This is a genomic window from Natranaerovirga pectinivora (assembly GCF_004342165.1).
GTDB lineage: Bacteria > Bacillota > Clostridia > Lachnospirales > DSM-24629 > Natranaerovirga > Natranaerovirga pectinivora.
On the sequence record NZ_SMAL01000006.1, the window covers coordinates 140,891 to 157,392 of the forward strand.

General features: G+C 32.6%; 12 protein-coding genes. 11 read left to right on the plus strand and 1 reads right to left on the minus strand.

From position 1 onward, the window contains the following. Positions 1–329: 329 nt before the first annotated feature. The gene (locus EDC18_RS09755) at positions 330–737 is read right to left on the minus strand and encodes a hypothetical protein (RefSeq protein ID WP_132252637.1); all 408 of its coding nucleotides are present in this window, start codon (positions 735–737) and stop codon (positions 330–332) included. 185 nt (positions 738–922) lie between these two features. Between EDC18_RS09755 and addA the strand changes: the two genes are divergently transcribed. The 11 genes from addA to carB all read left to right on the plus strand — a co-directional run bounded on the left by addA (position 923) and on the right by carB (position 16,500). Then, on the plus strand, positions 923–4,603 hold the full coding sequence (gene addA, locus EDC18_RS09760; RefSeq protein WP_165878545.1) for a helicase-exonuclease AddAB subunit AddA: 3,681 nt from the start codon (positions 923–925) through the stop codon (positions 4,601–4,603). Positions 4,604–4,695: 92 nt separating this feature from the next. Then, positions 4,696–4,893, plus strand: coding sequence for an alpha/beta-type small acid-soluble spore protein (locus tag EDC18_RS09765; RefSeq protein WP_132252641.1), 198 nt, complete (start codon positions 4,696–4,698; stop codon positions 4,891–4,893). Between the two features lie 326 nt (positions 4,894–5,219). After that, positions 5,220–5,861, plus strand: coding sequence for a hypothetical protein (locus tag EDC18_RS09770; RefSeq protein ID WP_132252643.1), 642 nt, complete (start codon positions 5,220–5,222; stop codon positions 5,859–5,861). A gap of 715 nt (positions 5,862–6,576) precedes the next feature. Beyond that, positions 6,577–7,329: a class I SAM-dependent DNA methyltransferase gene (locus tag EDC18_RS09775; RefSeq protein ID WP_132252644.1), complete on the plus strand. Its 753-nt coding sequence runs from the start codon at positions 6,577–6,579 to the stop codon at positions 7,327–7,329. A 14-nt stretch (positions 7,330–7,343) separates the two neighbouring features. Further along, entirely contained in the window at positions 7,344–8,216 is an 873-nt protein-coding gene (gene hslO, locus EDC18_RS09780) for an Hsp33 family molecular chaperone HslO (protein ID WP_132252646.1), read from the plus strand. A gap of 185 nt (positions 8,217–8,401) precedes the next feature. Next, the gene (locus EDC18_RS14600) at positions 8,402–8,551 is read left to right on the plus strand and encodes a hypothetical protein (RefSeq protein WP_165878546.1); all 150 of its coding nucleotides are present in this window, start codon (positions 8,402–8,404) and stop codon (positions 8,549–8,551) included. A gap of 73 nt (positions 8,552–8,624) precedes the next feature. Next, entirely contained in the window at positions 8,625–9,575 is a 951-nt protein-coding gene (locus tag EDC18_RS09785; RefSeq protein ID WP_132252648.1) for an aspartate carbamoyltransferase catalytic subunit, read from the plus strand. Positions 9,576–9,629: 54 nt separating this feature from the next. Beyond that, a complete protein-coding gene (locus EDC18_RS09790; RefSeq protein WP_132252649.1) occupies positions 9,630–10,916 on the plus strand; it encodes a dihydroorotase in 1,287 nt (428 codons plus the stop codon). Positions 10,917–11,264: 348 nt separating this feature from the next. Further along, on the plus strand, positions 11,265–12,185 hold the full coding sequence (gene pyrF / locus EDC18_RS09795; protein ID WP_132252651.1) for an orotidine-5'-phosphate decarboxylase: 921 nt from the start codon (positions 11,265–11,267) through the stop codon (positions 12,183–12,185). A 16-nt stretch (positions 12,186–12,201) separates the two neighbouring features. Further along, on the plus strand, positions 12,202–13,260 hold the full coding sequence (gene carA / locus EDC18_RS09800; protein ID WP_132252653.1) for a glutamine-hydrolyzing carbamoyl-phosphate synthase small subunit: 1,059 nt from the start codon (positions 12,202–12,204) through the stop codon (positions 13,258–13,260). 27 nt (positions 13,261–13,287) lie between these two features. Next, the gene (carB, locus tag EDC18_RS09805) at positions 13,288–16,500 is read left to right on the plus strand and encodes a carbamoyl-phosphate synthase large subunit (protein ID WP_132252654.1); all 3,213 of its coding nucleotides are present in this window, start codon (positions 13,288–13,290) and stop codon (positions 16,498–16,500) included. Positions 16,501–16,502 lie beyond the last annotated feature (2 nt).

Below are 16,502 nucleotides of genomic sequence, written 5' to 3' on the forward strand. Positions count from 1 at the left end.
ACTATCAAGTGAGTTATATATAAGATTGACCGACCCTTATCCATCCGTGGATAAGAGGGTCGGGCTCCGCCATCCTTGGTTTCGCTGTTACATTTTATATATAATACACTTGCTAGTCTGAAAGTAGGTTCCCTTTAGTGGTTTTATATAAAACTCTGTAGTTGGTAGCGACTTTAGTTTCAGCAAGGTATATATGATTGATTTGGCGTCGACCGGCTGAAAGGTAAGGCAGCCAAATAAACCATATATGCCTTGCTGAAACGGGTTTCGCCGAACAATTCAAGTTTACACATGAAAAAAGAAGAGACCCTAAAATCTCTTCAAAAAAGCTATTGATATCCCACTATATATTCATAAGTTATATTAGGAATACGCTGGGATACAATGGTTCTAAATCCTTGATCTGCTATGTATTTATGAACTTCAATTAAATCATTTGAGTAGGCACCGTAGTCAACTAGATGAATGATAGCGTTTGTTTTGTCTGCTTTTGATAGTTCTGTTTTAAGGGTTTCAAATGTAACTTTTTGTTCGTTTAGCATAATATTATTTTGATATACTGTAACAGAGATATAGTATGGTTCCTTTGTTGTGGCAATGCTTTTTATGCTGTTTGCACCCCAGTGTGATATGCTAATGTTAAATAAGTCAGAAAAGATTAAGATGAATAAACAAAGAACGATTATTAAGCGTTTATAGGCTATTTTTGTTTTTTTCTTTCTTTTTCTCGTTTGCATTTTTTATACTTCCCCTTAAGTAATTAACTCAGCTTTTATCTCTTTCTTCGTAAGAGACACAAGCTTCAATGAAAGTCTAATCTCCAAATCCTTGCGAGCAAGTTTGCAGATTAGACTTTCACATAAACAATATAACATATTATGGAATAATTGTAAATAATTGGAAATGTACAGGAGGTGGTTTTGTGTCTGTTAAATGGACTGAGGAACAGCAAAAAGTTATAGATACAAGAAATAGAAATTTATTGGTTTCAGCAGCAGCAGGGTCAGGTAAGACTGCTGTTCTAGTTGAGCGAATTATTCAAATGATATCTGAAGGGGATCATCCTATAGATATTGATAAGCTGCTAGTGGTTACATTTACCAATGCTGCAGCCGCTGAGATGAAAGAAAGGGTTGGAGATGCAATTGAAAAGAAGTTATTAGAGAATCCTAACAATAAGTATTTGCATAGACAGCTTTCTTTACTGCAGCATGCATCTATTACAACCATTCATAGTTTTTGTCTCTATGTTTTAAGAAATTATTTTCATCTAATTGATTTAGATCCTTCTTTTCGAATTGCAGATGAAACGGAGTTAATACTTCTTAGAGCAGATGTGGTAAAAGCCTTATTAGAAGAACATTATGAACAGAGGAATGAGCAGTTTTATGACCTTTTAGAAAGTTATAGTTCTAATAAATCAGATGATCAATTAGAAGATCTTATCTTAAAGATATATACTTTTTCTCAAAGTTACCCTTGGCCTGAGAAATGGTTATATGATCAAGTTCACTTATTTGATATCAATAATATAGATGAATTAAGTAACACTCATTGGGTTGGAGTAATAAAAGACTATATCTTTAACATGTGTGAATCTCTGAAAGAACAATTATCTTATGCATTGGATTTATGCAATGAATCGACGGGCCCTATTATGTATAAAGAGAATATCATTGATGATATGGCACAGTTAGAGAGTCTATTAAAGGAAAATTCTTTTGAAGAGTTATACAATATTTTTTCTAAAATTGCTTTCACGACCTTATCTAGAAAAAGAGGAAAAGAAGTTGATCCAGACCTAAAAGAAGAAGTAAAAAACATAAGAACAGAAGCTAAGAAGATATTAGAAAAGATAAAGGACAGCTACTTTTTTCAGAGTCTTGATGATACAATTGATGACTTAAAAAGGCTGTTACCAATTAACAAGACTTTAATTGATCTGGTAATTGGTTTTAGTAACAAGTATAAAGAAGAGAAAAGAGAAAAAAATATTGTTGATTTTAATGATTTGGAGCATTTGGCCTTATCTTTATTAATAGATGCTACTGATAATAAGCCCAGCGTTATAGCACAAGAATTACAAAATAAATTTGAAGAGGTCTTAATAGATGAATACCAAGATAGTAACTTGGTTCAAGAGACCATTCTAAAAAGTGTTTCAAGAGTTGACCAAGGAAAACCAAACATCTTTATGGTAGGAGATGTGAAACAGAGTATTTACAAATTTAGATTAGCAAAGCCTGAATTGTTTATGGACAAATACGATACCTATACCTTAGAGGACAGTGACTACCAGCGGATTGATTTGCATAAAAACTTTAGAAGTAGAAAAGAAGTATTAGACAGTGTTAATTTTATTTTCTATCAAGTAATGTCTAAGAAAATTGGAGATGTAGACTATAATAAAGAAGCGGCTTTGTATGAAGGGGCTGCTTATAGCACTTGTGAAAATGGTGATTGTGGCGGAAGTACAGAACTGCATATTATTGAAAGTAAAAATAATATAGAAGAGATAGATGAAGATATTAGTTTAACAGATAGAGAAATCGAAGCCAAAATGATTGGGAAAAGAATTAAGGATTTAATGAATTCAGAAGAACCTTACATGGTCTATGACAAAAGGATTGATAATTATAGACCTGTTCAGTATAGGGATATTGTTATATTACTAAGAACCATATCAGGATGGGCAGATGTTTTTACTGAAGTTCTATTAGAAGAAGGCATACCTGCTTATTCAGATACTTCTTCAGGGTATTTTGAAACAACAGAAGTAAAAACAATTATGAGCTTGCTAAAAGTAATTGATAACCCAAGACAAGATATACCATTATTAAGTGTGTTACGTTCGCCAATAGTGGGCCTTAATGCAGATGAGTTAGCCACCATTAAAAATGCTTATCCAGAATGTGAGTATTATGATTCAATAATGAATCTGTTAGAGGAACCATTTGAAAATGAATTAGTAGGTAGATTAAAGGGCTTTTTTACAAAGTTAGAAGTTTGGCAAGAAAAGGTAACGTATACTCCTATATATGAGTTGGTTTGGGACATTTATAAAGATACCAATTACTATGATTATGTAAGTATTATGCCTAGTGGAAAACAAAGACAAGCCAACCTAGATATGTTAATAGAAAAAGCTTCTCAGTTTGAAAAAAGTAGCTATAAAGGTCTTTTTAACTTTATAAGACTTATAGATAAATTAGAAAAGTATCAAGTTGATTTTGGGGAAGCTTCTATACTGGGAGAAAATGAAGATTTGGTACGCATAATGAGTATTCATAAAAGCAAAGGTTTGGAATTCCCGGTTGTATTTGTATCAGGCCTTGGAAAACAGTTTAACAAACAAGATATTAATCAAACCATCAACATTCATTCAGAGTTAGGGCTTGGACCAGATTATGTGAATCATAAACTACGTTATAAAAAGCCCACTATTGCAAAAAAAGCCATACAGAAAAAACTAGAATTAGAGAATTTATCAGAAGAACTTAGGGTATTATATGTTGCTTTAACTAGAGCTAGAGAAAAATTAATTCTTACAGGGACGGTATCTTCTAGATCAAATTTAGAAAAAAGATTAGAGAAGTGGACAACGGTTTATAATCATAGTGAAGTAAAATTGCCTTATAATATTATAGCAGGCGCCAATAATTATTTGGATTGGATTGTACCCAGTTTGGTTAGACACAAATCAGGGGTTAAACTATTAGAAAGAGTAGGGAAATATAGCAATCCTTCCAGTCAATTGTACAACGAAGGCATTGACTTTCATATTCAATTGTTTTCATTAGAGGATTTACTGATTAAAGACGTATTAGAAGACATAGAAAAGTCTAATTTGAAAAATAAATTACTTGAGGGCAACCTTGACGATAGCAATGATGAACTGAGGAATGAAGTAGAAGAAAGGTTGTCATGGGAATATAGATACAAAGATGAAGTAAATGTCCATGTAAAAATGACCGTATCTGAGATTAAAAAACATTCCATGGACTATGAAGATGAGATTCCTTTAATGTTTAAGGAAGAAGTCATAGAAATAAAGCCTAAGTTTATTGAAGAAGTATCCCAATTAACCCCTACGGAAAAAGGAACATTAATGCATAAAATTATGGAGCAGATTCCTTTAGGGGCTATGAGTGATTATAAAGAGATAGAAAAAGAGTTGCAGTCATTAGAAGAAAGAGGCTTTATCTCTGATAAGGAAAGAAAAACAATTTTTATAAAGGATATATTGGCTTTTTCTAATACAGAGTTATATAAAAGGATGTTAAAATCAGATAAAGACAATAAGCTATTTAAAGAAAAGCAATTTGTTTTAGGTATTAAAGCCAATGAGTTAGGGGAAAAGTATAAAAGTGATGAATTGGTATTGATACAAGGGGTTATTGACTGTTTCTTTGAAGAAGAGGATGACATTATACTAGTGGATTATAAAACAGATTATATTAAAGAAGGACAAGAAGACATACTGATAAAAAGGTATACGGAACAATTGAATTATTATGAAAAAGCAATAGAACAAATCACTGGTAAAAAGGTAAGAGAAAGGATGATATATTCCTTTGGTTTGAATAAAGATATTAAATGTTAGGGGTATAAAATTTTTCATATTGACAATACTCTAAATGAAAAACGGTACCATTAAATGGAATACTATCGTTCAAAAAGGAAGGGGTAGTTAATATGGAAAAAAATATAAAAGAAAAAAAGAAAAAAGTACTTACTGAAGATGACTTAATGAAATATGAAATCGCAAAAGAATTAGGGTTGATGGAAAAAGTTGAGGAATTAGGATGGAAATCTTTATCGGCAAAAGAAACAGGTCGTATAGGTGGATTAATGACAAAAAGAAAAAGAGAAATGAAAAAGAAAGCAGAATAAGTGTTTTTATGTGAAAGGGTGCATTACTATAATGTGCTCTTTTATATATGCCAGAAAGGCTACTTTGCCTACCATATATGAAAATAAGAAAAAAACTGTGAACGACAAATAAATATGTCTTAATAATTCCAAATTCCTTGTTGGCAACAAGTTTTCTTAGCATAAAAGGAAATTTTTATTTATGAAATATTATGTCGTTTTAGTTAATTGTATAATTATACAAAGAATTTTAAAAATTTAATTGACACTACTCTTTTTTTTGATAAAATACATTTATTATCCCGATAATAAATTTACAAAGGGGAAAATAAAGTGAAAATTAAAAAATGTTTAGTTTGGTGTTAGTATTTGCTATAATACTTTCAATAAATACAGAAATATTTGCATCTAATAGCGATTTAGCTCTTTTTGAAGAGTTACAACTTAAGTACGAAAATATAACTATTAGACCTGTTAATTCTGATGAAGAAATAGATTTTGAAAATGCGACCCATATTAACAGTCCAGAGGAACTCGAATTATTTTTAGCAGAATTTAATTCAATCTCAAGTTCAATAGCTAACGCACAACTTGAAGATTCTATAACTCTAGAAAATGATATATTGTCTACACCTATTCAACATAATATTTATAATACATCAGCTGTAAAGTTAAGTGATGTTGTTAATTTTTGGTTAGGACCACCTATTATGATGAACCTTCAATTTTCATTTAGAAGTGCTTATGATGATTGGTTAGGAGGTACTGTCTTTACAGAGATTATAGATATATCATCATGGTTGAGTGGACTTCAATTTCCTGTAGCATATAAATGGACCCCACAAAATTCTGGATATACATTTTCAATGTATAGACATAGAGTTACTATAACAGTTACAGGTGTGCTTGGACATACTTATTTTTACAATGGACTTCCTTCAATAGTTGAAACGAACCATACATTTTCAGCCACTTACACAGCCAGATAAGTTTTTCTAGAAATACAGAATTTAATTTGTATTTTTAGACTTTTATAAAAGGAGAATCTAATATGAATCCATTATTTAGCCTAACGCTTTTTGAGTTTTATAATAATACTAACAAAGCATCTATGATAATTATTTATTTATTATTATTTTTTGCATCAATATGTTTAATAATAATTTTTGTTAAAATTATTAAGTGTATTATAAAATTAGCAAAAAAAAAGCTATTATCTGAATAATAGGCAACATATTATGAATTATATGATGCCTTTTAGAAAGACTAAAGTAACCTAATTTTTTTAGGTAATCAATTTTTAAGAGTTGGGCTATTGGATATTCTCCAGTGGCCTTTCTTCTTTTAGATCAAAGTTCATTTTTTTGTTTTTGTTTCTATTTTCTTCTATTATCTTCAAGAATAGACTCTTTTGTTTAGCATTACACCCTATGCTAGCAATATCTTTCTTATTCCAATTTCCTTGTTGACAACAAGCCTCTATCCCTTAGGAAACCCAAATTATGCTCATAGGGATAAAAGAACTTAAGACACCATGTGAGATAACAGCATACTTAATGACTTACGCATTATCAACAAGTTTTTTCGGCATAAAAGGACATTTTCACTTTTTAAGCATACGCATATAAAATAAGAAACAAAAACTTGACTAATGGTTATCCCTTAGTTATAGTAATGAATGAACAATATAAAGTAGGTGGAAAAATGGCTTCGTACGAAAGTTTTGCAAGAGTATATGATGAATTTATGGATGAAGTACCTTATGAGGATTGGAGTAATTATATCCAATTATTAATAGATGAATATAATATCAAACCTAAACTAGTCCTGGACTTAGGATGTGGAACTGGAAACATAACGGAATTACTATCTCAAAAAGGCTATGATATGATTGGTATAGATAATTCAGAAGAAATGTTAATGATAGCAAAAGAAAAAGCAAGGGATAAAAAGCTAGAGATACTTTACTTAAATCAGGACATGAGAGAATTTGAATTGTATGGGACAGTAGATTTAGTCATTAGTATATGTGACAGCATTAACTATATTCTAGAGGAAGAGGAGTTGTTAGAGGTATTCAAATTAGTAAATAATTACCTTGATCCTGGTGGACTTTTTATATTTGATATGAATACAGAATTTAAATATAAAAATATTCTAGGAGAGAATACTTTTGCTTCTAATAACGAAAAATGTAGTTATATATGGGACAATTACTACGATGAGGAAGAACAGATTAATGAATACAATTTAACACTATTTGTTGAAGAAGAAAATAATTTATATAGAAAATATGAAGAAGAACATTATCAAAAAGCATATTCTATAGATACCATTAGAAATCTTATAGAAAATGCCGGATTAGAATTTATTAACGCTTATGATGCTTTTACTATGGAAAGCCCAAAGGACAATAGTGAAAGAGTATATATCATTGCAAAAGAAAAAACAAAATAGGAGGCAATATATTAATGAATGATTACATTGTAAGAGCAACAGCTGCCAATCATCAAATAAGAGCATTTGCTTGTACCACAAAAGAAGCGGTTGAAATGGCTAAAAACATTCATAATACTAGTCCAGTTGCAACAGCTGCATTAGGAAGGTTATTAACAGCTGGTTCTATGATGGGTAGTATGTTAAAAGGGGAAAAAGATTTAATTACATTACAAATAAAAGGCAGTGGACCAATTCAAGGATTAGTGGTTACAGCAGATGCCAATGCCAATGTAAAAGGCTATGTATTTAATCCAGATGTCATGCTACCACCTAATGCATTAGGAAAATTAGATGTAGCAGAAGCATTAGGTTTAGGTGTTTTATCAATTATAAAAGATATTGGGTTAAAAGAGCCTTATATAGGTCAAACCCATCTTGTAACCAGTGAGATTGCGGAAGACCTAACTTATTATTATGCAACATCTGAGCAAACACCTTCAGTTGTGGCGTTAGGTGTATTAATGAACAAAGACAACACAGTTAGACAATCTGGAGGATTTATTATTCAGTTGTTACCAGATGCAAGTGAAGAAGTCATCAGTCATCTTGAAGAAAAAATAAAGCAAGTAACTTCAGTTACAGAAATGTTTGAAGAAGGCAATTCTCCAGAACAAATATTAGAAATAATATTAGGTGATTTAGGATTACAAATACTAGAAAAAGTACCTACCAAGTACCATTGCAATTGTCATAGAGAAAAAGTTGAAAAAGCCCTTATAAGTGTAGGAAGAAAAGATCTTCAAGAAATGATAGATGAAGGAAAACCAGTAGAATTAAACTGTCACTTCTGTAATGAAAAATATGAGTTTCAAGTGACGGAACTGGAAGGTTATCTTAAAAACTAATTAAAGGATGAAGCTGACTATGGCTTCATTTTTTTAGTTTTTTTGTCAAAATTTATTCCTGATAAATGTTGACATATAATAGTAGTTATGATAACATAAGTTAAATTATATATATGTACTTATTGACGTAAGTACGCATATCTACCTTTTAAATTTGATCCAGAGAGGTCATCAAGGGAGGAATTATGATGCGAGACATCGGTGCGTTCTTTTATTATGCAAAAAAATATAAAAAAAATATGGCAAAGAAAGTAAAAATCAGTGGGAAAACTGATTCTCTTTGTAATTCTTATAAAGAATATGAGTATAAAGCAGTAAATCTATTAAACTATTAATAGGTTTATTGCTTTTTTGTTGTAAAAAATTATCATTTAACTTTAAAACCCATTGTTGTTAGGAGGAAGAATTATGTGGAAGCACAAAGATTTACTTGGCATTAAAGAACTAACAAAAGATGAATTACTAGAACTTATGACACTAGCACAAGATATGAAAAAAAGGTTACTTAATAGACAGATACAAGAACATTTGTTTTACGGTAATATGACCACTCTTTTTTATGAAAATAGTACAAGAACAAAACATTCCTTTACAGTTGCAGGACAGAACGTGGGTTTAATGGTTTCAGATTTAGGCTTAAGTACAAGTAGTATAAAAAAAGGTGAAAGTTTGTATGATACAGCATTAACCATAGATCAAATGGGAACAGATATAATTGTAATGAGACATAGTTCTTCTGGCGCAGCACATTATGTTGCTGAAAATGTTAACGCTTCTGTTATTAATGCAGGAGATGGAACAAATGAACACCCAACACAAGCACTTCTTGACTGTATGACTATTATGGAAGAGAAAGGCGATTTTGAGGGACTTAAAGTATGTATAGCTGGGGATATTATAAATAGTAGAGTTGCAAGAAGCAATATCTATGCGTTAAATAAATTAGGTGCAAAAGTAACCTTAACAGGCCCAACAACATTAGTACCTAAAGGAATGGCAAGCTTAGGAGCGGAAGTAAATTACAATATTAAAGATGCTGTAAAAGATGCAGATGTTGTAATGGGACTTAGAATACAGCTTGAAAGACAAAAAAGTGGTGCGTTTCCTGACTTAAGAGAGTATGGGAATCTATTCGGAATAAATGAAGAAATATTTGCTTATGCAAAACCAGATGCAATAATAATGCATCCAGGTCCAGTAAATCGTAATGTGGAGTTAACCAGCGAACTTATTGATGCACCATATTCAACCATTAATGATCAAGTAACAAATGGTGTAGCAATTAGAATGGCAATACTCACGAAATTAATGGAAGCAAGAAAACAAGGTACATCTAAAGACATTAGAAGAATTATATAGATAAAGTAAAAGTTAGTAGCATAATACGAGTTAATTGAAAGGATGGTCAAATATATGAGAACATTAATTAAGAATGGTAGAGTGATTGACCCAGCAACAAACAAAGACGGTATTTATGATATTTTAATAGAGGATGGTATTATTGTAAAAGTAGGAGAGAAATTAGAGGATGAAGCAGATAAAGTCATTGATGCTAGAGATTCTTGGGTTGTACCAGGATTAATTGATATTCACGTACATTTAAGAGAACCAGGCTTTGAACATAAAGAAACAATAAAAACAGGTTCGGAAAGTGCTGCAAAAGGTGGATTTACAACCATTTGTACAATGCCTAATACCAATCCTGTTATAGACAGTGAGTACTTAGTTGAGTATTTAAATTTAAAAGCGCAAAGAGATTCAGTAGTAAATATACTTCCTATAGGTTCTATCACAAAGGGACAAAAAGGTGAAGAGCTTGCCAATATCGGCAATATGGCAAAGGCAGGGATTTGCGGCATTAGTGAAGATGGTCATACGGTAATGAATGCAGCATTATATAAAAAAGCAATGACGTATGCGAAGATGTTTGACTTAATTGTATTCGCTCACTGTGAGGATAAAAGCCTTGTAGGAAAAGGTGTAATGAATGCTGGTGACAGAGCATTAAGTTTAGGCCTGGCAGGTATTTCTAATGATGTTGAAGATGTTATAACGGCTAGAGATATTTTGTTAGCAGAAAAAACAGGTGCTAAGCTTCACTTATGCCATATTAGTACAGAAGGTAGTTTAAGACTTCTTAAAAGAGCCAAAGAAGATAATATAGATGTTACAGCAGAGATTTGTCCACACCATTTTATTTTATCAGATGAAGCCATTAATGGGTTTGATACGAATTTTAAAATGAATCCACCACTACGTTCAAAGTTTGATGTTGAGGCTTTAAAACAAGGGTTAAAAGATGATGTGATAGAGATTATTGCTACAGATCACGCGCCACACCATTATGATGAGAAGAACACGACCTTTGATGAAGCGGCTTTTGGAATTGTTGGTCTTGAGACTTCAGTAGCATTGACCATTACGGAGTTAGTGGATAAAGGTTGGATTACGCCAAAGCAGATGATTGAGAAAATGAGTTTGAATCCTGCGAAGAGATTAGGGATTGAGAAGGGGACACTTAAAGAAGGCAGTGTTGCAGATGTTACCATTATTGATCCTAAGAGGGCTTATAAGATTGATGTGAATCAGTTTGCTTCTAAGAGCAAGAATAGTCCTTTTCATAATAAGGAAGTGAAGGGTATGGTTACTCATACGATTGTTGGTGGGCAGGTTGTTTATAGAGTGGATAGTGAGATTTAGGTAGAATTTAGGTGTTGGGGTCAGTCGTATGTGAATGAATATGTTTGATAAGTTCCATTATCTATCTTAAGAAAAACTAAGTGCGTTCTGATTCATATTCCTAAGCCTAAAAAACTCCCTTCGGTCAGACATTTAAGGCTTTTAACGGAATAGGAATTGCCACTTACTAAGATTTTCTAAAGATATATAAAAGTCACTTACCACACATATTCACTCACATACTCTGTCGTAAATTAAAAACATAGTTGAGTTGCTCTTCGTATAGTTACTACCTCACGTACTTTGTCGTGAGGAAAGCGAGAACATAGTATGTATTGTACGTATAGAAATCATTTGGAGGATAGTGTTATGATAAATTTACTTATAGATAAGATTAAAGAACAGAATAGTCCTATTGTTGTTGGGTTAGATCCTAAGGTTGAGTTTTTGCCTGAGTGTGTTAGAGAGAAAGCGTTTAAGGATTTTGGCCATTCTAGTAAGGCTATTGGTGAGGCTTTTTACGAGTTTAATAAGGGGATTATTGATCATATTTATGATGTAGTGCCATCTGTTAAGCCTCAGATTGCTATGTATGAACAGTATGGGATTGAAGGGTTAATTGCTTATAAGAAGACGGTGGATTATGCTAAAAGTAAAGGGTTAGTGGTTATTGGAGATATTAAAAGAGGCGATATTGCTTCTACTGCTGAGGCTTATGCCGTTGGGCATCTTGGTCAAGTCACTATAGAAGGGAATACTGAAAGAGGTTTTGATTCGGATTTTATTACCATTAATCCTTATATGGGGTATGACACCATAAAGCCATTTTTAGATGTGTGTAAGGAAGAGAATAGAGGGTTGTTTGTTCTGGTTAAGACATCTAATCCAAGTAGTGGTGATTTTCAAGATTTAAAAGTTGGTGATGACTTTTTATATGAAAGAGTTGCTATGAAAGTAGATGAGTGGGGACAAGAGCATATGGGACAAGAGTACAGTTATGTTGGTGCTGTTGTTGGTGCTACTTATCCTGAAGTAGGAAAGAGACTTAGAGAATTAATGCCAAAGACTTACTTTTTAGTGCCTGGTTATGGTGCTCAAGGTGGTAAAGCTGAGGATATGGCACATTATTTTAATAAAGATGGATTAGGAGCTATTATTAATTCTTCAAGAGGGATTATAGCAGCTCATAAAAATCCAAAGTATGAACAGTTTAAAAATGAAGGTTTTGCAATGGCATCAAGACAAGCCGTTTTAGATATGAAAAAAGAGCTAGAAGAAGCGTTGAGATAAACAAGGAGGAAATACGATGAAAGCTAAACTAATCCTAGAAAATGGGGAAGTTTTTGAAGGTAAAGCATTTGGACATCTTAAAGAAACAATTGGTGAAGTTGTTTTTAATACAAGTATGACAGGGTATCAAGAGGTTTTAACAGACCCATCTTATTATGGTCAAATTGTAACAATGACTTATCCTTTAATAGGGAATTATGGGATTAACTTAGATGATTTAGAATCTGATTCAATTAAAGTTAAGGGTTTTATCGTTAGAGAAAAATGTGATATGCCTAATAACTGGAGATGTGAGTTTGAGTTAGAGAATTATTTAAAGGAGCATAAAGTGATGGGTATGGAAGGTATTGATACCCGTGCGCTAACAAAGATTATTAGAAATCAAGGAACGATGAAAGGCATTATTACCGTTAGAGATTTGACGCCAAGCCAAATAGAATCAAAATTCAAAGCGTTTCACAATACACAAGCAGTTGAATCCGTAACAACAAAGGAAATTATTAAACACGAAGGTGAAGGTCTTCATATTGGTATAATGGACTTTGGTATTAAAAATGACATTATAAAAGCCTTTAAAGATAAAGGGTGTAAATTGACAGTTTTCCCAGCTTTTACAAAAGCAGATGAGTTATTAAATAGTGACTTAGATGCAGTGTTCTTATCTAATGGACCTGGTGATCCTAAAGATATTGAAAGTGTAAGAGAAGAAATTAAAAAGTTAATTGGACAAATACCAATTACAGGTATCTGTTTAGGACATCAATTATTGGCACTAGCCTTAGAGGGAGATACAGAGAAATTAAAATTTGGACATAGAGGTGGCAATCACCCAGTTAAAAATTTATTAACAAATCATATTATGATTACTTCTCAAAATCACGGGTATGTGGTAAGAAGCGAATCCCTTCCAGAAGATGTTGAAGTAACACATATTAATTTAAACGATGGTTCAGTAGAAGGGTTAAGACATAAGAAATACCCTATTTACAGTGTTCAGTTTCACCCAGAAGCAGGCCCGGGACCTACAGATACTGCACCAATTTTCGATGAGTTTATAGACGTTATAAAAAAATAGTTGTGTGAGTTAAGGAAGGAGATTGTTATGCCTAAAAATCCAGATATCAAAAAGGTTTTAGTACTTGGGTCGGGACCAATTGTTATTGGTCAAGCAGCAGAGTTTGATTACTCTGGCACTCAAGCTTGTCAAATGCTTAAAGAGGAAGGTATTGAAACTGTCTTATTAAATAGTAATCCAGCAACCATTATGACAGATAAAGAAGTTGCTGATTGTGTCTATATAGAGCCATTAACAATAGAGTTTGCTGAAAAAATCATAGCAAAGGAAAGACCAGACAGTGTATTAGCAGGTGTTGGAGGACAAACAGCACTGAATTTAGCAGTAGAATTAAATGATGCAGGTATTTTAGAAAAATACAATGTTAAAGTCATAGGTACACCAATTGCTGCCATTAAAGAAGGTGAAGATAGGGACGACTTTAAAAAATTAATGGAAAGAATCAATCAACCTATCCCTGCTAGTAAAATTGTAACCTCTATGGACGAAGGTGTTGATTTTGCAGCAACAATAGGATATCCGGTAGTTGTAAGACCAGCCTATACATTAGGTGGCACAGGTGGAGGTATTGCTGAGGATAAAGAGCAACTTAAAGAAATCCTTGCATCTGGCTTACAACTTAGCCGTGTAGGTCAAGTTTTACTAGAGCAATCTATAAAAGGTTGGAAAGAAGTAGAATACGAAGTAATAAGAGATTCTTATGGTAACTGTATTACAGTTTGTAATATGGAGAACATTGACCCTGTAGGTGTACATACAGGAGATAGTATCGTTGTTGCACCTTCACAAACATTATCTGATGTTGAATATCAAATGCTTAGAAAAGCTTCCATAGACATTATAAATGCTGTTGGAATTGAAGGTGGATGCAATGTTCAGTTAGCCCTTAATCCAGATAATTTTGAATATGCCGTAATTGAAATCAATCCTAGAGTGAGCCGTTCATCTGCATTGGCTTCAAAAGCAACAGGCTATCCAATTGCAAAAGTATCAACAATGATTGCATTAGGATACGCTCTAGATGAAATAGAAAACGATGTAACGAAAAAAACAAAAGCGTGTTTCGAACCAACTTTGGATTATTGTGTTCTTAAAATACCAAAGTGGCCATTTGATAAATTTAGAAGAGCGAAAAAAGTACTAGGAACAAAAATGATGGCAACAGGGGAAGTAATGGCTATTGGCAATAATTTTGAATCTGCATTGCTTAAAGCGGTAAGGTCTTTAGAAATTAGCCAATACAGTCTATTTCATAAAAAAGCAGCTACAAGAACTATGGATGAATTAAAAAGAAGAGTTCAAGTGCCAGATGATGAAAGGTTATTTGACTTAGCAGAATTATTAAGAAGAAATTATAGAGTGGACAAAGTTTGTAAATTAACAGGTATGGACCCATTCTTCGTCAATAAAATAAAATATATCGTTGATCAAGAAGAGAAAATACGTGATTTAGACTTAAAAGATTTAGATAGAGACTGGTTATTAGAACTGAAGAGAAAAGGTTTTGCAGATAAAGGTATTGCTGATTTAATGGGATGTTCTTCAGAGGATATTTATAATCTAAGAAAAGAATATAAGATGATGCCTGTGTATAAAATGGTAGATACTTGTGGCGGAGAGTTTGAAGCTGTTTCACCATACTATTATTCTACATTTGATACCCACGATGAAGTAGAAGTATCAGACAAACGTAAAATTATGGTTATTGGTTCAGGACCTATTAGAATCGGACAAGGTATTGAGTTTGATTACTGTTCAGTTCATAGCATTATAGCCCTTAGAAAACAAGGCATAGAGACAATCATTGTCAATAATAACCCTGAAACAGTAAGTACAGATTTTAATATTGCAGATAAATTGTACTTTGAACCGTTAACGGAAGAAGATACATTACACATTATTGAAAAAGAAAAACCAGAAGGTGTTATACTTCAATTCGGTGGACAAACAGCTATCAAATTGGCTAAGTTCTTAAAAAATAAAGGCATAAAAGTATTTGGAACAAGCCCTGATGATATTGATGCAGCAGAAGACAGAGAAAAGTTTGATGCATTATTAGAAAAATTCAATGTGGACCGTCCTAAAGGTGTTGGGGTATGGTCTGTTGAAGAAGGCATTGAAAAAGGGAATGAAATAGGTTACCCTGTACTTGTTAGACCATCTTATGTACTTGGTGGTCAAGGAATGGAAATCACTTATACAAAACAAGAATTAGAGCAATACTTAGTACAAGCATTTGATAAAGATGAAATGGAATCTGTACTAATCGATAGATATCTAACCGGTAGAGAAATAGAGGTAGATGCCATTTGTGATGGGACAAATATCTTAATACCAGGTATAATGGAGCATCTTGAAAAAGCAGGCGTTCACTCAGGGGATAGTATATCAATATATCCACCAAGAAATATCTCTAGTACAATGAAAGAAAAAATCATAGAAGTAACAGAAAAAATGGCAGTAGCCCTTAATGTTATAGGTATGATCAATATTCAGTTTATTGAATCAGAGGGACAATTGTATATCATTGAAGTGAATCCAAGATCATCAAGAACGGTACCATACATTAGTAAAGTAACAGGGGTGCCAATTATCGACTTAGCAACTCGTGTAATGCTAGGTGAAAAGCTAGAAGAATTAGGGTACGGAACAGGATTGTATCCAGAAATAGATAAATATGCAATTAAAGTACCAGTATTCTCAACACAAAAATTGCCAGATGTTGAAATAAGTCTAGGACCAGAAATGAAATCAACAGGTGAAGTTTTAGGTGTAGGGAAAACTTTTGAAGAGGCTTTATACAAAGGATTTATTGGTGCAGGCATTAATATGCCAAAACCTAGTGGTACCATACTCGTAACCATTAGACCAGAAGATCAAGAAAGATTTGCTGAAATAGCAAAAGAATTAGGAAAGTTAAATTATCAATTTGCCGCAACAGAAGGAACAGCAAAAAGATTAGAAAGCTTAAATCTTAATGTAAAAACAGTTAAGAAAATAAGTGAAGGTGTACCAAATATTTTAGATTTAATTAGAAGTGGAATGGTAGACTTAGTCATCAACACACCGACTAAAGCAAATGATGCAAGAAGAGATGGCTTTATGATTAGAAGAGCAGCAACAGAAAGTACAGTACCAGTAATGACATCATTAGATACAGCGGAAGGATTACTAGACATATTAAAAGCTAAGCTTGACTTAGATCAATTAGATGTTTATGATATAGCGAAGAATTTATAAAG